This is a genomic window from Stenotrophomonas sp. GD03794 (assembly GCF_029842145.1).
GTDB classification, from domain to species: Bacteria; Pseudomonadota; Gammaproteobacteria; order Xanthomonadales; family Xanthomonadaceae; genus Stenotrophomonas; species Stenotrophomonas riyadhensis.
Genome location: NZ_JAOCFV010000002.1, coordinates 124,530 through 142,185 on the forward strand (window position 1 = coordinate 124,530; position 17,656 = coordinate 142,185).

The window sequence follows — 17,656 nt, forward strand, 5'->3', positions numbered from 1 at the left end:
ATGGACCTGATGACCTGGCTGCCGGTGGCGTGGTTCGCGGTGATCGGCTTCGGCGTGCTGATGTACGTGGTGCTGGACGGCTTCGTGCTCGGCATCGGCATCCTCGCCCCGTTCGCCGAGGACGAGGAACAGCTGGACCTGATGATGAACACCGCCGCGCCGATCTGGGACGGCAACGAGACCTGGCTGGTACTGGGCGGCGCCGGCCTGCTGGCGGCGTTCCCCAAGGCGTACGCAGTTCTACTGTCGGCGCTGTACCTGCCGGTGCTGCTGCTGGTGGTGGCGCTGGTATTCCGCGGCGTGGCCTTCGAGTTCCGCTTCAAGGCGCATCGATCGCGCCGGTTGTGGAGCGTGGCGTTCGGCCTCGGTTCGCTGCTGGCCACGTTCGCCCAGGGCGTGATCCTCGGCACCCTGGTGCAGGGCATCCCGCTGGTGGACGGCGTCTATCAGGGCGGGCCGTTCGCCTGGTTCAGCCCGTTTGCGATGCTGACCGGCGCCGCGCTGGTGGCCGGCTATGCGCTGCTGGGCAGCACCTGGCTGATCCTGAAGACCGAAGGGCGCGTGCAGGCGCTGGCGCGGCAGATGACCCGGCCGCTGGTGGTGGCGGTGATCGCGGCGATGGGCCTGGTCAGCAGCTGGCTGCCGTTCCTCGATTCGCGCCTGATGGCGCGCTGGTTCAGCGACGGCAACTTCTGGTGGCTCTCGCCGGTGCCGTTGCTGACCCTGGCGGTGGCCGCCGCGCTGTGGCGCAGTGCCACCCACCCGCGCCGTGACCTGCCGCCGTTCCTGCTCAGCCTGGCCCTGTTCGTGCTCGGCTTCCTCGGCCTGGTGCTGGGCATGTGGCCCTATCTGCTGCCACCGTCGATGACCCTGTGGCAGGCCGCCGCGCCGGCGTCGTCGCTGGGCTTCACCCTGGTCGGGCTGGTCATATTGCTGCCGGTCATCCTCGGCTATACGGCGTGGTCCTACCGGGTATTCCGCGGCAAGGTGCACGCCGACACCGGTTACCACTGATCGATTGAACACGGGGCCTGCCGTTGCCGGGCCCCGTGTTGGGGAATGTGAAACCTGCACACTCTGGGCGGGACGTGCTAGCGTGCGCTCCTTTCCGGCGGCCAGGGGGGCAGCCGGCGACGTCCTGGACGGACGCACGGCTGCAGGAACGGGGGGCCGCCGCGCGTCGCCGTAGTGGCTCGTGCCTATCGTTCTCCCGTTGAAGCACCATCGCTAAATGATCGAATTCTCCATCGTCGACTGGGCCGCCTGGGCGCCCGGCCTGAGTGAGCGTAGCCAGTGGCTGGGCTGGGCCGATGCGCCGTACCTGCCGCACGGCGGGGACACGCCGGCGCTGGCCGAAGTGCCAGCGATGCAGCGCCGCCGCATCGAGCGGCTGGGCCGGATGGCGATCCAGGCCGCGTGCTGGTGCGAGGATGGACAGGGCGCGGACAGTGACGTGCCGCTGGTGTTCGCCAGCCGCCACGGCGACGTGGCCCGTTCGATGGACCTGCTGGGCGCGCTGGTTGGCGAGCAGCCGCTGTCGCCGACCGGATTCGGCCTGTCCGTGCACAACGCGATCGCCGCGCTGTACTCCATCGCCCGCGGCCACCGCGGCAATTACCTGGCGCTGGCCGCCGGGCAGGCGACGGTGGAGGCGGCCTGCCTGGAAGCCGCTGGCCTGCTGGCCGAGGGTGCCCGCGAGGTGCGGGTGGTGGTCTATGAATCGCCGCTTCCCCAGATTTACGCGACGTTCGCCGACGAACCTGACCCGTTCTTTGCATGGTGCTGGCGCCTGACTGCCCCGGCAGAGGGCCGGCCGACGCTGTCGCTGCAGTGGCATCCGGCGGAAGGCCAGGCCACCACTGCGCCAGGCCTGTTGCCGCATGCGCTGGACCTGCACCGCTTCCTGCTGTCTGGTGCGCCGGCGCTGGAGCATGTCGCTCACGGCCAGCGCTGGTGCTGGGGGCGCCGTGGCTGAGGCGCTGCGCCGCCTCGATCATGCCTGGCGGGTGTTTGGTACCGGCCTGAGCTTTGTCGCATTCGGCGTGGGCGGCCTGCTGCTGGGCGTGCTGGTGATGCCGGTGCTGCTGCTGATGCGCGACCCGGTGGTCCGCCGCCGCCGGGCCCGCCGCGTGGTCCAGGTCGCCTTTGCCAGCCACCTGCGCCTGATGCGCGCGCTGGGGGTGATGACCTACCAGATCGAGGGCGGTGAACGCCTGCAGCGCGACGGTCTGCTGGTGCTGGCCAATCACCCGACCCTGATCGACGTGGTCTGCCTGATCTCGCTGCTGCCCAACGCCGACTGCGTGGTGAAGCGGGCCGTGGCCTGCAACCCGTTCATGCGCGGCCCGGTGCGGGCGGCCGGCTACATCGCCAACGATGACGGCGCCGGCCTGGTTGATGACTGCGTGGCGGCGGTGCATGCCGGCGGCACCCTGGTGATCTTCCCGGAGGGCACCCGCAGCGTGCCCGGACAGCCTCCGCGGCTGCAGCGCGGGGCCGCCAACATCGCCGTACGGGGCCGGCTGGACATCACCCCGGTGCGGATCACCTGTACCCCGCCCACGTTGACCAAGGGACAGAAGTGGTATCGTGTCCCCTCACGTCGCTTTCACGTTCGGCTGCAGATCGGCGAAGATATCCCGATCGCGCCCTTCCTGGCCGATGACGACTCGCCAAGGGGGGATGCCTTGGCAGCACGCCGCGTCACCGAGCACCTTTCTCGTTACTTCGACCTGTCTGGAGATCCGAACCGTGCAAGCACTTGAGCACGAGATCAAGGAATTGATCATTTCCTCGCTTTCGCTGGAGGACATCACGCCGGAGGACATCGATCCGACCGCGCCGCTGTTCGTGGAGGGCCTCGGCCTGGATTCGATCGACGCGCTGGAGCTGGGCCTGGCGCTGCAGAAGAAGTACGGTGTCAGCCTCTCGGCCGATTCGGAAGAAACCCGTCGCCATTTCTCCAGCGTGCGCGCGCTCGGCGAGTTCGTCGCCGCCCGCCAGTCGTAACGGCGCCAGGAATTGCCATGACCAAGAATGAACTGTTCGAACGCATCGTCAGCATCCTGACCGACAGCTTCGAGATCGAAACCGCCCGGATCACCCCCGAGGCCCGCCTGTACGACGACCTGGACATCGACAGCATCGATGCGGTCGACCTGATCGTTCAGCTGAAGCCGCTGCTCGGCCGCAACCTGCAGCCGGAAGCGTTCAAGGCCGTGCGCACCGTGCAGGACATCGTCGATGTCGTGCATGGACTGCTGCCGGACCAGGCAGCCGCCTGACCGCAGCGCTGGCGGCGTCGCCATGGCTCGCGCACGTACCGTCGTGGTGGCAGCGATTTCGCTTGCCTATCCACTGCTGGTGTACCTGGCGATGGGCCGTTTCGAGCCGCGCTGGCTGTCGCTGCTGCTGTTCACCCTGGCCCTGCTGCGTGCGTTGAGCACGCGACAGCCGCTGTGGTGGGCGGCCGCCGCCGGCACCGGCCTGCTGGCGGTGCTGGCCACCGTGCTCAACCAGGCCCTGCCGTTGAAGCTGTACCCGGCGCTGGTCAATGCGGTGATGCTGGCGGTGTTCGGCACCAGCCTGCGTTTCGGGCCGCCGCTGGTGGAGCGCCTGGCGCGGCTGCAGGAGCCGGACCTGCCCCCGTTCGCGGTGGCCTATACCCGCCGCGTCACCCAGGTGTGGTGCGGTTTCTTCGTTTTCAACGGCAGCCTGGCCCTGCTGACCGCGCTGTACGCGTCGGACAGGGTCTGGATGCTCTACAACGGATTGTTGGCGTACGTGATGATGGGCGTGTTGTTCGCAGGTGAGTGGCTGGTGCGGCGGCGGGTGAAGGCGGCGCACGCACATGGCTGAGTGGATCGCCCTGGACCGGCTGCTGCTGGAGGCACGGCCGCAGCGCGGCGTCGGCCTCTGCGACGGCGAGGTGGTCGACCACGCCGGCTTCCGCCAGCGGGTGCTGGCCTGGCGCGGCGCCTTTGCGGCAGCCGAAGGCCGTGACTGGGCTCTGTACTTCGACGACGCGGTGGCCTTCGCTGCGGCGCTGTTTGGTGCCTGGCATGCCGGCAAGCGGGTGTTCCTGGCCGCCGACAACCTGCCGGCCACGCTGCAGGCGCTGCAGTCGCAGGTAAGCGGCTTCGCAGGCGACGTGTCCGCCGATTACCGCCCGCTGATGGCGCGGGACGCCGCCCTGGATGACGAACTGCAGGCGCTGGACGAGCGTGCCTGCGAACTCTGCGTGTTCACCTCCGGCAGCACTGGCCAGCCGAGCGCGATCGGCAAGCGCCTGGACCAGCTGGCGCGCGAGGTGGAGGCGCTGCAGGCGGCCTTCGGCGCGCAGCTGGAGGGCGTGCAGGTGCATGGCACGGTGTCGCACCAGCACATCTATGGCCTGCTGTTCCGCGTGCTGTGGCCGCTGGCTGCCGGCCGCCTGATCCACCCGCGCCGGTTCTTCCACGAAGACCTGGTGGCGGCGCTGTCCGGTACCGACACGGTGCTGGTGGCGACCCCGGCCCATCTCAAACGCCTGCCTGAGCAGCTTGACTGGGCCAGCCTGCAGGGTCGCCTGCGTGCGGTGTTCTCCTCCGGTGGCCCGCTGCCGGAAGACGCTGCGCGGCAGGTGCGGCAGTGGCTGGGCGTGGCCCCGACCGAGGTCTACGGCAGCAGCGAAACCGGCGGCATCGCCTGGCGCCGCTGGGATACGGATCTGCCGCCGTGGCAGCCGCTGCCGGGTGTGCAGTGGCGCATCGAGGAGGGCTGCCTGGCGGTGGCCTCCGCACATCTGGAAACCCCTGGCTGGTGGCGTACCCAGGACCGCGTGGAAGCCCTGGCCGATGGCCGCTTCCGCCTGCTGGGCCGTGCCGACCGCATCGTCAAGATTGAAGAACGCCGCGTTTCGCTGGATGCGCTGGAACGTGCGCTGCGCGAAGACGCCGAAGTGGATGACGTGCGCGTGCTGGTGCTACCCGGGCAGCGCGAGCAGCTGGCTGCCGTGGTGGTGCCGGCTGACCCGGCATTGCTGGCCGGTGGCGATGCCGCGCGTCGCGCGCTCGCGCAGCGTCTGGGGGCACGCCTGGCACAGGGCCATGATGCCGTCACCCGGCCGCGCCGCTGGCGACTGGTGCAGGCGCTGCCGATCAACGCACAGGGCAAGGTCACTCAGGCAGCACTGGCGGCGCTGTTCCAGCCGCTGATGCCGGTGCCAGTCTGGGAGCAGCGTGATGCGGCCAGCGCCACATTGCGCATGACCCTCGATCCCGCATTGCGACCGTTCCAGGGCCACTTCCCGCAGGCGGCGATCCTGCCCGGCGTGGCCCAGCTGGACTGGGCGGTGCGTTTCGGCCGCCAGGCGTTCACGATGCCGAGCGGTTTCCTGCGCATGGATGCGGTGAAGTTCCAGCACGTGGCCCGCCCGGGCGATGAGCTGACCCTGCGGCTGGACTGGGATGCCGCACGCAACGTGCTGGCCTTCCGCTACACCTCCAGCCATGGTGTGCATGCCAGCGGCAAGGTGGTTTTCGCTGATGCGGACTGACCCGGCCGTTGCCGGTGCCGCGTTCGCGCCACTGGTGGTGATACCCGTCTACGACCACGAGCACGCCATCGCGGCGGTGGTCGACGGCGTGCAGGCCGCCGGCCTGCCGTGCCTGCTGGTCGACGATGGCTCGCATGAGGCGTGCGCGGCATCACTGCGTTCGCTGGCACAGCGCCAGGGCGTCGACCTGCTGCGCCTGGACATCAACCAGGGCAAGGGCGGGGCGATGCTGGCCGGTTTCGCCGAGGCGGGCGCGCGTGGCTACAGCCACGTGCTGCAGATCGATGCCGACGGCCAGCACGATACCAGTGATCTGCCACGCTTCATCGAGGCTGCGCGCTCGCATCCCGATGCAGTGATCTGTGGCATTCCGGCCTACGACGCGAGCGTGCCAAAGGCGCGCCTGTACGGCCGCTACGCCACCCACATCTGGGTCTGGATCAACACGCTGTCGCTGCACCTGCGCGACACCATGTGCGGCTTCCGCGTGTATCCACTGCCGCCGGTGCTGCGCCTGGTCGGCGAGGAAACCATCGGCCGGCGCATGGATTTCGATACCGAAGTGATGGTGCGCCTGTACTGGCGGCAGGTGCCGGTCGAGCACCTGGCCACCCGCGTGACCTATCCGGCCGACGGTGTGTCCCACTTCGATGTGTGGCGCGACAACGTGCGCATCAGCCGCATGCACACCCGCCTGTTCTTCGGCATGCTCTGGCGCGCACCGCGCCTGCTGTGGCGCCGCCTGCGGGGGCAGCGCTGAGATGGCGGCCGCGCAGGGTGCCCCGCACTGGGCCGACATCGGCGAATCGACGTCGGTGGCCGGCGTGCTGTTCCTGTGCTGGGTGCACCGCTGGTTCGGGCGCTGGCCGTTCCGCCTGTGCGTGTGGCCGGTGGTGGCCTGCCACTGGCTGGGCAACCGCGTTGGCCGCCAGGCCTCGACGCAGTACCTGCAGCGCCTGCAGGCGCACAGTGGTGCGCTGGGTCGCGCGCCGACCCGGGGTGACAGCCTGCGCCACTTCTTCGCGTTTGCCGACACGATGCTGGACAAGATCCTCGGCCTGGGCGGGCGCTATCCGGCCGAACGCATCCACCTGCATCGCGACCTGGTGCTGGAGAAGATCGCGCGCCGCGAAGGCGGGCTGATCCTCACTGCGCACATCGGCTGCCTGGAACTGTGCCAGGTGCTGGCCGAACAGGTGCCGGGCTTCCGCATCACCGTGCTGGTGCACACCGCGCACGCGCAGCGCTTCAACCGCCTGCTGCAGCGGCTGGACCCACTGGCAGCGGTGGAACTGGTGCAGGTAACCGAAATGGGCCCGGCCACGGCGGTGATGCTGGCCGAGCGCGTGGCGGCGGGTGGCTTCGTCGCCATCGTCGGCGACCGCACGCCGGTGCAGGGCGGCCGCAGCGTCACCGCCGATTTCCTTGGCCACCGCGCGCCGTTCCCGATCGGCGCCTATGTGCTCGCCGCCGCGCTGGGTTGCCCGGTCTACACCATGGCCTGCCTGCACCAGGGCGAGGGCTATCGCGTGGCATTCGAACAGTTCGCCGAACGCATCGTGCTGCCGCGTGGCTCGCGCGACGCCGCACTGGCCGAACAGGCGCAGCGCTTCGCACGCTGGCTGGAACTCCAGGTCATCCAGTCCCCGTTGGACTGGTTCAATTTCTTCCCCTTCTGGGATCAGGCTCCGCATGACGACTGACGCCGTACCCGTGTGCCGCTTTGGCGATGCACCGTTGACCATCGAAGATGTGGTTGCCCTGGCCCAGCGCCAGTGCGAGGCCGCGCTGAGTGACGCGCCGGCGTTCCGTGCGCACATCCAGCGCGGTGCCGACTTCCTTGATCGCCTGCTGCGCGAGGACGGTGTGATCTATGGTGTGACCACCGGCTATGGCGATTCGTGCACGGTGAACATCCCGCCGGCGCTGGTGGCTGAGCTGCCACACCACCTGTACACCTACCATGGCTGTGGCCTGGGCCGTTACCTGGACCCGGTAGAGACCCGTGCGGTGCTGGCCGCGCGCCTGGCCTCGCTGGTGCGCGGCATGTCCGGTGTCAGCGTGCCGCTGCTGGAAGGCCTGGCCACGCTGCTGCAGCACGATGTACTGCCGCTGATTCCGGCCGAAGGCTCGGTGGGTGCCAGCGGTGACCTGACGCCGCTGTCGTACGTGGCGGCGGTGCTGTGCGGCGAGCGCGAGGTGCTGCACGACGGTCGCGTGCAGCCGGCGGCCGAGGTGCTGGCGAAGATCGGCATGACCCCGCTGAAGCTGCGGCCGAAGGAAGGCCTGGCGATCATGAACGGTACCGCGGTGATGACCGGCCTGGCCTGCCTGGCCTGGCAGCGCGCCGACTACCTGGCGCGCATGGCCACGCGCCTGACCGCGTTCAACGTGCTGTCCAGCGACGGCAATGCGCACCACTTCGACGAAACCCTGTTCGCAGCCAAGCCGCATCCTGGCCAGGGCCGCATCGCCGCGCGCCTGCGCAGCGACCTGCACAGTGAGCGTCCGCCGCGCAATGAACAGCGCCTGCAGGACCGCTACTCGCTGCGCTGCGCGCCGCATGTGATCGGCGTGCTGGAGGACAGCCTGCCGTTCCTGCGCCAGCTGATCGAAACCGAACTGAACAGCGCCAACGACAACCCGCTGATCGATGCCGACGGCGAGCGCATCCTGCACGGCGGCCATTTCTACGGCGGCCACATCGCGCTGGCGATGGACACCCTGAAGAACACCGTGGCCAACGTTGCCGATCTGCTCGACCGGCAGCTGGCGCTGGTGGTCGATGCCCGTTACAACCATGGCCTGCCGGCCAACCTGTCGGCGGCCACTGGCCCGCGTGCGGCCATCAACCATGGCCTGAAGGCGCTGCAGATCAGCGTGTCGGCCTGGACTGCCGAAGCGCTGAAGCAGACCATGCCGGCCAGCGTGTTCTCGCGTTCCACCGAGTGCCACAACCAGGACAAGGTCAGCATGGGCACCATCGCCGCGCGCGATTGCCTGCGGGTGATCGAGCTGACTGAACAGGTGGTGGCCGCGATGCTGATCGCCGCCCGCCAGGGCTTGGCGCTGCGCGAACGGGTTGGCCTGAACGCGCAGCTGCATGGCAGTCTGGCCGACATGTACGCCGACCTGGGGCAGCGCATCGCCCTGGTTGAAGAAGACCGCGCGCTGGATCGCGAACTGCGGGAACTGCTGGTGGAGATCCGCGCGCAACGTTGGGAGCTGTATGCCGGTGAATGAGGCCATCGAACGGGTTGGCGAGATTGCGTTGACCCCCGCCTTCCATGACTGCGATCCGATGAACGTGGTCTGGCATGGCAACTACTTCAAGTACTTCGAGATCGCGCGCTGCGCGCTGCTCGGCCGCTACGACTACGACTACCCGCAGATGCTTGAATCGGGCTACCTGTGGCCGGTGGTCGATGCGCGGGTGAAGTACGTGCGTCCGTTGCTGTTCAACCAGGCCCTGCGCGTGATCGCGCGCATCGTGGAATGGGAGAACCGGCTGAAGATCGAGTACGAAATTCTCGATGCGCAGAGCGGCCAGGTGCTGACCCGTGCGATGACCATCCAGGTTGCGGTGGACGCGACCAGCAAGGAAATGCTGTACCAGTGCCCGCCGGTACTGTGGGAACGCCTGGGAGTGCCTGCGCCATGAACCGAGCCAACCGTTTTGCGCGTGCACTGCTGTGCGCGTTGCTGCTGCTGGCCGCACCGCTGGTGCAGGCCGCCGACCCCGCCATCGATGCGATCACCCAGGCGGTGGCGCGGCCGGACGTGCTGCGCGGCCAGTTCAGCCAGGAAAAGCAGGTCAGCGGCTTCAAGAACCCGCTGCGCTCGCAGGGCCGGTTCGTGGTCGCGCGCCAGCACGGCGTGATCTGGACCACGCTCAAGCCGTTCCCTTCCGAAGTGGTGGTCACCGCCGACCGCATCCTCAGTCGCCAGCGCGATGGCAGCACCCGTGTCGAGCTCGATGCACGGCAGCAGCCGGCGATGCGTTCGGTGAACGCGATCATGTTCGCGCTGATGAGTGGCGACGTACAGGCGCTGTCCAGCCAGTTCAACGTGGCGGCCAGCCGTGAAGGACAGGGCTGGCGGCTGCGCCTGACGCCGAAGTCGGCGATGCTGGCCAAGGCTTTCGAATCGCTGACCCTGCAGGGTGACCGCTACGTGCGCCAGGTCGAGATCGTGGAGGCCAACAAGGACCGCACGCAGATCCAGTTCAGCGCATTGAGCGAGACGCCGGCCACGCTCAATGCCGACGAGGCGCGCCGCTTTGAGTGAGGGTGCCGCATCGAACGCACCGGAGCGGTTGCGGCGCTGGTGGCACTGGCTGGGCATTGCCTGGCTGCTGGTGCTGCTGGTGATGGGCGCGCAGCAGTGGCGCCTGTGGAGCCAGCAATCGCGGATCGACACCGACATCCTCGCCCTGCTGCCGCAGGATGCACACGACCGCCTGTTGAGCGATGTCACCCGGCGCATCGCCGATGGCAGTTCGCGGCAGGTGGTGGTGCTGCTGGGCAGCAAGGACGGCGCCGCCGCCAAGCGTGCGCAGGCGGCTTTTGCCGCGGCCATGGCCAAGGACGCCGATCACGCCCTGCTGGTACCCAGCGGCTCGATCGAAGGCTGGTTCGATGAGGCGCGCGCGTTCTACGCGCCGTACCGTGACCGCCTGCTGACACCTGCCCAGCGCGTGCAGCTGCAGGGCAGCGAGCCGGGCGCGTTGGCCGAACAGGCGTTGGCCGCGCTGTACGGCCCGATGGGCGCGCCGCGCCTGACCGACTGGCGGCAGGACCCGTTGTCGCTGTGGCCGCAGTGGTGGCAGCAGCAGGCGCAGGGTTCGGGACTGCGGCTGGGTGATGACGGCCTGCTCGAAGCCGAGGACAAGCATTGGGCCGCGCTGCAGTTCGACACGCCGGGTTCGGCGTTCCAGCTCGACGGCGAACGCCATCTTGACGGCCTGCTGGAACGTGCCGGGCAGGCAGCAAAAGCGGCCGCTCCGGATCTGGAGATCCTGCATGCCGGCGTGCCGCTGCATGCCGAAGCGGCCGCGGTGCAGGCCAACCAGGAGATCAACACGATCGGTTGGGGCTCACTGGCGGCGGTACTGCTGCTGGTGTGGCTGGCGTTCCGTTCGCTGCGGCCGATCCTGCTGGTGGCCGCGTCATTGCTGATCGGCTGTGGCGTGGCGCTGGCGGTGACCGTGCTGGTGTTCGGCAAGGTGCACGTGCTGACCCTGGTGTTCGGTGCATCGCTGGTGGGCGTGGCCGAGGATTACGGCATCCACTGGTTCGCTTCGCGCCAGGCCGAGCCGGCCGATCGTCGCTGGAAGCTGCTGCGGCACCTGCTGCCTGGCCTCTGGCTGGCGCTGCTGACCAGCGCGCTGGCCTACCTGGCATTGGGCCTGGCCCCGTTCCCGGGCCTGCGCCAGATGGCGCTGTTCTCGGTGGTCGGCCTGGCTGCCGCCTTCCTTACGGTGATCTTCTGGTTCCCGTGGCTGGATGGCGGTGAGATCCGCCAGACCCGTTTTTCGCAGTGGCTGGGCAACACGCTGGAGCGCTTCCCGCGGTTGCATGGCCGTCGCCCGGTGACGGTGTTCGTGGTGATCACGCTGGCGCTGTCTGCCATCGGCATCGCCCGCCTGCACAGCAACGACGACCTGCGCAGCCTGCAGTCTTCGCCGCCGGCGCTGATGGCGCAGCAGATCCGCCTGAGCCAGCTGCTGGGCATGCCCAGCCCGGCGCAGTTCTACCTGGTGCAGGGTGCGGACGCCGCGCAGCTGCTGCAGCGTGAGGAAGCGCTGACCGAACGCCTGCGTGTGCTGGCCAACGACAAGCGTATTGGTGGCTACCGCGCGATCAGCGACTGGCTGCCGTCGCCGGCACGCCAGCAGGCCGATGCCGCGCTGACCGCGAAGGTGGAACCGGGCGTGCTGGATGCGGTGTCCGAGGCGGTCGGCGAACCGCTGCCGCGCCCGTACTTCGCCGCAACGGCGCTGACCGCAGAGGCGTTCCTGGCCTCGCCGGCGTCGCAGCCGTTCCGTCATCTGTGGGTGGGTGAGGTCGGTGGGCAGATGATCAGCGTGGTGATGGTCGATGACCTGTCGCGCGCCGATGCGCTGGCCACCCTGCAGGGCGCGGCCGAAGGCCTGCCGGGCGTGCGCTGGGTGGATCGCACCGCCGACTTCTCCATGCTGCTGGGCCACTACCGCAAGCTGATGGGCGGGCTGCTGCTGGTCGGCATCGTGCTGGTGTTCGGCGCGCTGTGGCTGCGCTACCGCCGCCAGGCCTGGCGCGTGTTTGCGCCGACCCTGATTGCCGGTGCGCTGACCCTGGGCCTGCTGGGCCTGTTCGGCCAGCCGCTGCAGCTGTTCAACGTGCTGGCTTTGATGCTGCTGCTGGGCATGGGCATCGACTACGGCATCTTCCTGATCGAGCACCGCGGCGATGCCAGTGCCTGGCTGGCGGTGTGCGTGGGCGCGGCCAGCACCTGGTTGTCGTTCGGCCTGCTGGGCCTGTCGCAGACCCCGGCGCTGCGCGCGTTCGGCCTGACCCTGCTGTTCGGCATCGGCCTGGTCTGGCTGATCTCGCCGCTGTTCAGGCCGCCGCCGCACGACCTGCCGTCGGCCTGAGCCTGTTTCCCGACTTCCTTCTTTCCACTTGATCGAGCAACAAGGACGCACCGATGAATACTGCTGTGGATGCTGTCGAACGTACTGAAATCCTGATCATTGGTGCGGGCCCGGCCGGCTCGGTGGCCGCCGCGATGCTGCGCCAGCAGGGTCGCCAGGTGCTGATGCTGGAGCGTCAGCAGTTCCCGCGCTTCTCGATCGGTGAAAGCCTGCTGCCGCAGAGCATGGAGTACATCGAAGCGGCAGGCCTGCTGCAGGACGTGGTCGAGGCCGGGTTCCAGCACAAGAACGGCGCCGCCTTCGTGCATGGCGAGGCGCGTACCGCGTTCGACTTCAGGAAGAAGTTCTCGCCCGGTTGGGGTACCACCTACCAGGTGCAGCGCGCCGACTTCGACAACGTGCTGGCGCGCGGTGCCGAGCGCATGGGCACTACGCTGCGCTTCGGCGATGAAGTGCTTGCGGTCGAGCCGGGCGAGCAGCCGGCGGTCACCGTGCGTCGTCCGGATGACAGCGAGTACCGCATCGAGGCCGATTTCATCCTCGACGCCTCCGGCTTCGCGCGCCTGCTGCCGCGCCTGCTGCAGCTGGAATCGCCGTCCAACTTCCCGGTGCGCGGGGCGATCTTCTGCCACGTGCGCGACAACATTCCGGCCGAAGCGGACTTCGATCGCAACAAGATCCTGATCACCACCCATCCCGAGCACATCGACGTCTGGTACTGGACGATCCCGTTCTCCAACGGCTGCTGCTCGCTGGGCGTGGTCGCCGAGCCGTCGTTCTTCGAGCGCTACGAAGGCGACGACCTGCAGAAGCTGCAGGCCATCGTCGGCGAGGACCCCAACCTGACCCGGCTGCTGGCCAACGCCGAATGGGCGGTGCTGCCGGTGCGGCGGATCACCGGTTACTCGGCCAATGTCAGTTCGCTGTGGGGCCCGGGCTACGCCCTGCTGGGCAATGCCGGCGAGTTCCTCGACCCGGTGTTCTCCTCCGGCGTCACCATCGCCTTCAAGTCCGCGCAGCTGGCCAGCGAGTGCCTGGCGCGCCGCTATGCCGGCGAAACCGTCGACTGGGAAGCCGACTTCTCGATCCCGCTGCGCGCCGGTGTGAAGACCTTCCGCCGCTTCGTCGAAAGCTGGTACGAAGGCGGTTTCCAGAAGATCATCTACCACCCGCAGCAGCAGCCTGAAGTGCGCGACATGATCAGCTCCATCCTGGCCGGCTACGCCTGGGACACCAACAACCCGTACGTGGCCGACGAAAGCGGCCGCCGCATGCGCGTGCTGGAGCAGCTGTGCAGCGCCTGATCGCCCGTACTGCAGCGCTGCTGCTGTGCCTGCTGCTGGCCGCCTGTGCCGGCCGCATGCCCAAGCCATTGGTGGAGCTGCCGCCGCTGCGCCTGTCACCGGCCAGCCTGCCGGCGCCGCTGGCGCTGCAGCAGCAGCTGCATTTCCGCTTCGGCACGCATGAGCGCGACCTGGATGCTCTGCTGGAAGCCGATGCGCAGCAGGTGCAGCTGGCGGTGCAGGCGATGGGCCAGACTGGCGTGCGCCTGCAGTGGGACGGCCAGCAGCTGACCCAGCAGCGCGCGCCGTGGCTGCCGCCGCAGGTGCGTGCCGAGCGCGTACTGGATGACCTGCAGTTCGCGCTGTGGCCGACCGCGGCCATCGCCGCCGCGTTGCCGGCAGGTTGGCAGGTCAGCGATGACGGCCATCAGCGCAGCCTGTCGCGCGACGGCACGGTGTGGCTGCAGCTGCAGCGCCTGGACGATGGCAGCGTGCAGTTGGACAACCGCGCCGAAGGCTACGCGCTGCGCATCGAATCGATCGACATGGCCGGGCCGGACCGATGAGTGCACCGATCTACCTGAACGACCTGGGCGTGGTCTGTGCGCTCGGCGATGGCCGCGCCGCGGTGGCCTCGGCCATGTTCGCCGATGTGCCGGGCGGCCTCAGCGACAACGACAGCCTGCTGCCGGGGCGCACCCTGGCACTGGGCGAAGTGCGCACGCCGCTGCCGGCGCTGGAGGACCTGCCGGTGCCGCTGCGCGGGCGCAACAACGCGCTACTGGACGTGGCACTGGCGCAGATCGCACCGGCAGTGGCCGCCGCGATCGCCCGCCATGGCGCCGAGCGCGTGGCGGTGGTGCTGGGCACCAGCACCTCGGGCATCGGTGAATCCGAGCAGGCCCTGCGCAGCCACGCCGAGCAGGGCCAGTGGCCGACCGGGTTCGACTATGCCCAGCAGGAAATGGGCACCGCCGCGCAGTTCGTGCGCCAGCGCAGCGGCGCGCAGGGGCCGGCATGGACCCTGTCCACCGCCTGTTCGTCCAGCGCCAAGGCGCTGATGTCGGCCGCGCGCATGCTGCGCGCCGGCATCGTCGATGCGGTGATTGCCGGCGGTGCCGATTCGCTGTGCCGCTTCACCGTGGCCGGCTTCAGCGCGTTGGAATCGGTGTCGGCCCTGCGCTGCAATCCGTTCTCGCAGCACCGCGCCGGCATCAACATCGGCGAGGGCGCCGCGCTGTTCCTGCTTACCCGCGAGCCGGGTCCGGTGTGCCTGGCCGGGTGGGGCGAATCGGCTGATGCCCATCACATGTCGGCGCCGGATCCGCAGGGGCTGGGCGCCATCGACGCGCTGCAGCAGGCACTGCTGCGCGCGGGCTGGGGCGCCGACGAAGTGGACTACGTGAACCTGCATGGCACGGCCACCGGGCACAACGATGCGATGGAAAGCCTGGCGGTCTCGCAGGTGCTGGGCAATGGCGTACCGGCCAGCTCCACCAAGCCGTTGACCGGCCATACGCTGGGCGCTTCGGGTGCGATCGAGGCTGCGCTGTGCTGGATCCTGCTGGCCGAGAACCCGCAGCAGCAGCTGCCACCGCACTGGTGGGACGGCGTGGCCGACCCCGCACTGCCGGTGCTGCCGCTGGTCGCGCCGGGCTCCTGCCTGGCGCAGGCGCCGCGGCGGGTGCTGAGCAATTCGTTCGCCTTCGGCGGCAGCAATGCCGTGCTGGCGCTGGAGCGCCGATGAACACCCTGTACGCGATCGAGGACGTGGTGCCGCACCGCCAGGACATGTGCCTGCTGGAGCGCATCACGCAGTGGGACCAGGAGGCCATCGAGGCCGAACTGGTGGTGCCCGAAGCCGGGCTGTTCGTGGAGAACGGCGAAGTGCCGGCGTGGGTCGGCATCGAATACATGGCGCAGGCCATCGCGGCCTGGGCCGGTTGCCGTGCACGTGCGGCCGGCAATCCGCCGCAGCTCGGCTTCCTGCTTGGCAGCCGGCGCTACAGCAGCCGCTGCAGCGGCTTTCCCAGTGGCACCCGGCTGCGCGTACAGGCGCGCTGCGAGCTGTTGGGCGACAATGGATTGGGGATGTTCGCCTGCCGCATCCTGGCGGGCGAGGACGAATGGGCGACAGCCAACGTGTCGGTGTTCGAGCCGGCCGACGCGATGGCCTATCTGGAGAGTGGACAGGCATGACAGGGAATCGAAGTGTGCTGGTGACCGGCGCCAGCCGGGGCATCGGCCGGGCCATTGCGCTGCGCATCGCGCGCGATGGCTTCGACGTGGTGGTGCATTGTCGCAGCCGCCTGGAAGAAGCACAGGCCGTGGTGGCCGAGATCCAGGCCTTGGGCCAGCAGGCCCGCGTGCTGGCGTTCGACGTGGCCGACCGCGAGGCCGCACGCGCGGTGCTGGAGGCCGATGTCGAAGCGCATGGCGCGTACTACGGCGTGGTCTGCAACGCCGGCATCGCCCGTGATGGCGCCTTCCCGGCGCTGTCGGCGGACGATTGGGACCAGGTGATCCACACCAATCTGGATGGCTTCTACAACGTACTGCATCCGTTGATCATGCCGATGGTGCGGCGGCGCAAGCCCGGTCGCATCGTCACCCTGTCGTCGGTGTCCGGCCTGGCTGGCAACCGCGGGCAGGTCAACTACAGCGCCGCCAAGGCCGGCATCATCGGTGCCACCAAGGCGCTGGCGCTGGAACTGGCCAGCCGCCAGATCACCGTCAACTGCGTGGCCCCGGGCCTGATCGAGACCGAAATGCTCAACGACGAAGTGGTTGAACACGCGCTCAAGCTGATTCCCGCAGGCCGTGTCGGTCGTCCGGACGAAGTGGCGGCCACGGTTGCATTCCTGCTGTCCGAGCCGGCCGGCTACATCACCCGCCAGGTGATCTCGGTGAACGGAGGCATGCTCTGATGGCCGCCGATCGTCGCGTGGTGGTCACCGGTGCTGCCGCCATCAGCCCACTCGGGCATGACTGGCCGACCATCGAAGCGCACCTGCGCAGTTGCCGCAATGCCGTGCGCACGATGCCCGAATGGGATGTCTACGCTGGCCTGAACACCAAGCTGGCCGCCCCGGCGCAGGACTTCGAGCTGCCGCCGAACTACAACCGCAAGACCACCCGCTCGATGGGCAAGGTCGCGATCATGTCGGTGCGCGCCACCGAGGTGGCGCTGCGCGAAGCTGGCCTGCACGAGCACCCGGTGCTGCGCAGTGGCCGTACCGGCGTGGCCTACGGCTCGTCCTCGGGCAGCCACGAGGCCACCGGTGAATTCGGGCGCATGCTCAATGAGTTCACCACCGAAGGCATCAGTGCCACCACCTACCTGAAGATGATGAGCCACACCGCGCCGGTCAACATCGGCGTGTTCTTCGGCCTGTCCGGGCGCGTCTACACCACCTCCAGCGCCTGCACCTCGGGCAGCCAGGGCGTGGGCGCGGCCTATGAGGCCATCCGCAGCGGCAAGCAGACGGTGATGGTGGCCGGCGGTGCCGAGCAGCTCGATGCCACCGCCGCGGCGGTGTTCGACACCCTGTTCGCCACCAGCGTGCGCAACGATGCGCCGCAGACCACCCCGCGCCCGTTCGATGCCGGCCGTGATGGCCTGGTGCTGGGCGAGGGCGCCTGCACGCTGATCCTGGAAGACCTGGAGCACGCGCAGGCGCGCGGCGCCACCATCCTTGCCGAGGTGGTCGGCTACGGCACCAACAGCGATGGCCAGCACGTCACCCAGCCCAGTGCCGACACCATGGCCCAGGCCATGCGCCTGGCGCTGGAGGATGCCGGCCTGGACGCGGCGCAGATCGACTACGTCAACGCCCACGGCACCGCCACCGACCACGGTGACATCGCCGAGACCCAGGCGACCGCGCAGGTGTTCGGCAACCGCGTGCCGATCAGCTCGCTGAAGAGCTACGTCGGCCACATGCTGGGTGCCTGCGGTGCGTTCGAGGCCTGGCTGAGCATCCAGATGATGCGCGCCGGCTGGTTCGCGCCGACCCTGAACCTGGCCGAGGTCGATCCGCGCTGTGGCCAGCTCGACTTCATCACCGGGGAAGGTCGCGAACTGCAGGCCGAATACGTGATGAGCAACAACTTCGCCTTCGGCGGCATCAACACCTCGCTGGTGTTCCGCCGCTGGAGCGAGTGATCCACCGCCCCACCGCACCGTTTCCGCTATCCACCCGC

The 17,656-nt window shown here is 68.9% G+C and carries 19 protein-coding genes; all 19 read left to right on the forward strand.

Going from position 1 to position 17,656, the window contains the following annotated elements; translation table 11 throughout:
• On the forward strand, positions 1-1,014 hold the full coding sequence (cydB, locus tag N5D91_RS01985; protein WP_005414876.1) for a cytochrome d ubiquinol oxidase subunit II: 1,014 nt from the start codon (positions 1-3) through the stop codon (positions 1,012-1,014).
• Positions 1,015-1,231: 217 nt separating this feature from the next.
• Positions 1,232-1,975 carry a beta-ketoacyl synthase chain length factor gene (locus N5D91_RS01990; RefSeq protein ID WP_110714121.1) on the forward strand — a complete coding sequence of 248 codons (744 nt, stop codon included), beginning with the start codon at positions 1,232-1,234 and terminating at the stop codon, positions 1,973-1,975.
• On the forward strand, positions 1,968-2,765 hold the full coding sequence (locus tag N5D91_RS01995; protein WP_110714395.1) for a lysophospholipid acyltransferase family protein: 798 nt from the start codon (positions 1,968-1,970) through the stop codon (positions 2,763-2,765). Before N5D91_RS01990 ends, N5D91_RS01995 begins: the two co-directional genes overlap by 8 nt.
• Entirely contained in the window at positions 2,752-3,009 is a 258-nt protein-coding gene (locus tag N5D91_RS02000; RefSeq protein ID WP_005411610.1) for a phosphopantetheine-binding protein, read from the forward strand. The genes N5D91_RS01995 and N5D91_RS02000 overlap by 14 nt, the downstream gene beginning before the upstream one ends.
• A 17-nt stretch (positions 3,010-3,026) precedes the next feature.
• Positions 3,027-3,284 carry an acyl carrier protein gene (locus tag N5D91_RS02005; protein ID WP_005411609.1) on the forward strand — a complete coding sequence of 86 codons (258 nt, stop codon included), beginning with the start codon at positions 3,027-3,029 and terminating at the stop codon, positions 3,282-3,284.
• A 22-nt stretch (positions 3,285-3,306) separates the two neighbouring features.
• Positions 3,307-3,858: a hypothetical protein gene (locus N5D91_RS02010; protein ID WP_132811025.1), complete on the forward strand. Its 552-nt coding sequence runs from the start codon at positions 3,307-3,309 to the stop codon at positions 3,856-3,858.
• On the forward strand, positions 3,851-5,536 hold the full coding sequence (locus tag N5D91_RS02015; RefSeq protein WP_180854165.1) for an AMP-binding protein: 1,686 nt from the start codon (positions 3,851-3,853) through the stop codon (positions 5,534-5,536). The genes N5D91_RS02010 and N5D91_RS02015 overlap by 8 nt, the downstream gene beginning before the upstream one ends.
• Complete coding sequence (locus tag N5D91_RS02020) at positions 5,526-6,296, forward strand: glycosyltransferase family 2 protein (protein ID WP_132811023.1); 771 nt, start codon at positions 5,526-5,528, stop codon at positions 6,294-6,296. The genes N5D91_RS02015 and N5D91_RS02020 overlap by 11 nt, the downstream gene beginning before the upstream one ends.
• A 1-nt stretch (position 6,297) precedes the next feature.
• A complete protein-coding gene (locus N5D91_RS02025) occupies positions 6,298-7,239 on the forward strand; it encodes an acyltransferase (protein WP_180854166.1) in 942 nt (313 codons plus the stop codon).
• Complete coding sequence (locus N5D91_RS02030) at positions 7,229-8,779, forward strand: aromatic amino acid ammonia-lyase (protein WP_153854814.1); 1,551 nt, start codon at positions 7,229-7,231, stop codon at positions 8,777-8,779. Before N5D91_RS02025 ends, N5D91_RS02030 begins: the two co-directional genes overlap by 11 nt.
• Positions 8,766-9,197 (forward strand): acyl-CoA thioesterase, encoded by a 432-nt coding sequence (locus N5D91_RS02035; protein WP_110714115.1) that lies wholly within the window; start codon positions 8,766-8,768, stop codon positions 9,195-9,197. Before N5D91_RS02030 ends, N5D91_RS02035 begins: the two co-directional genes overlap by 14 nt.
• Entirely contained in the window at positions 9,194-9,823 is a 630-nt protein-coding gene (locus tag N5D91_RS02040) for an outer membrane lipoprotein carrier protein LolA (RefSeq protein WP_153854812.1), read from the forward strand. The genes N5D91_RS02035 and N5D91_RS02040 overlap by 4 nt, the downstream gene beginning before the upstream one ends.
• Complete coding sequence (locus N5D91_RS02045; protein ID WP_180854167.1) at positions 9,795-12,170, forward strand: MMPL family transporter; 2,376 nt, start codon at positions 9,795-9,797, stop codon at positions 12,168-12,170. The genes N5D91_RS02040 and N5D91_RS02045 overlap by 29 nt, the downstream gene beginning before the upstream one ends.
• A gap of 53 nt (positions 12,171-12,223) precedes the next feature.
• Complete coding sequence (locus tag N5D91_RS02050) at positions 12,224-13,474, forward strand: NAD(P)/FAD-dependent oxidoreductase (protein ID WP_180854168.1); 1,251 nt, start codon at positions 12,224-12,226, stop codon at positions 13,472-13,474.
• Entirely contained in the window at positions 13,462-14,019 is a 558-nt protein-coding gene (locus tag N5D91_RS02055; protein ID WP_110714111.1) for a DUF3261 domain-containing protein, read from the forward strand. The genes N5D91_RS02050 and N5D91_RS02055 overlap by 13 nt, the downstream gene beginning before the upstream one ends.
• A complete protein-coding gene (locus tag N5D91_RS02060) occupies positions 14,016-15,200 on the forward strand; it encodes a beta-ketoacyl-ACP synthase (RefSeq protein ID WP_110714110.1) in 1,185 nt (394 codons plus the stop codon). The genes N5D91_RS02055 and N5D91_RS02060 overlap by 4 nt, the downstream gene beginning before the upstream one ends.
• Positions 15,197-15,652: a hotdog family protein gene (locus N5D91_RS02065; protein WP_110714109.1), complete on the forward strand. Its 456-nt coding sequence runs from the start codon at positions 15,197-15,199 to the stop codon at positions 15,650-15,652. Before N5D91_RS02060 ends, N5D91_RS02065 begins: the two co-directional genes overlap by 4 nt.
• The gene (locus tag N5D91_RS02070) at positions 15,649-16,380 is read left to right on the forward strand and encodes a 3-ketoacyl-ACP reductase FabG2 (RefSeq protein ID WP_180854169.1); all 732 of its coding nucleotides are present in this window, start codon (positions 15,649-15,651) and stop codon (positions 16,378-16,380) included. Before N5D91_RS02065 ends, N5D91_RS02070 begins: the two co-directional genes overlap by 4 nt.
• The gene (locus N5D91_RS02075; RefSeq protein ID WP_180854170.1) at positions 16,380-17,618 is read left to right on the forward strand and encodes a beta-ketoacyl-ACP synthase; all 1,239 of its coding nucleotides are present in this window, start codon (positions 16,380-16,382) and stop codon (positions 17,616-17,618) included. The genes N5D91_RS02070 and N5D91_RS02075 overlap by 1 nt, the downstream gene beginning before the upstream one ends.
• The last annotated feature ends 38 nt before the right edge of the window (positions 17,619-17,656 follow it).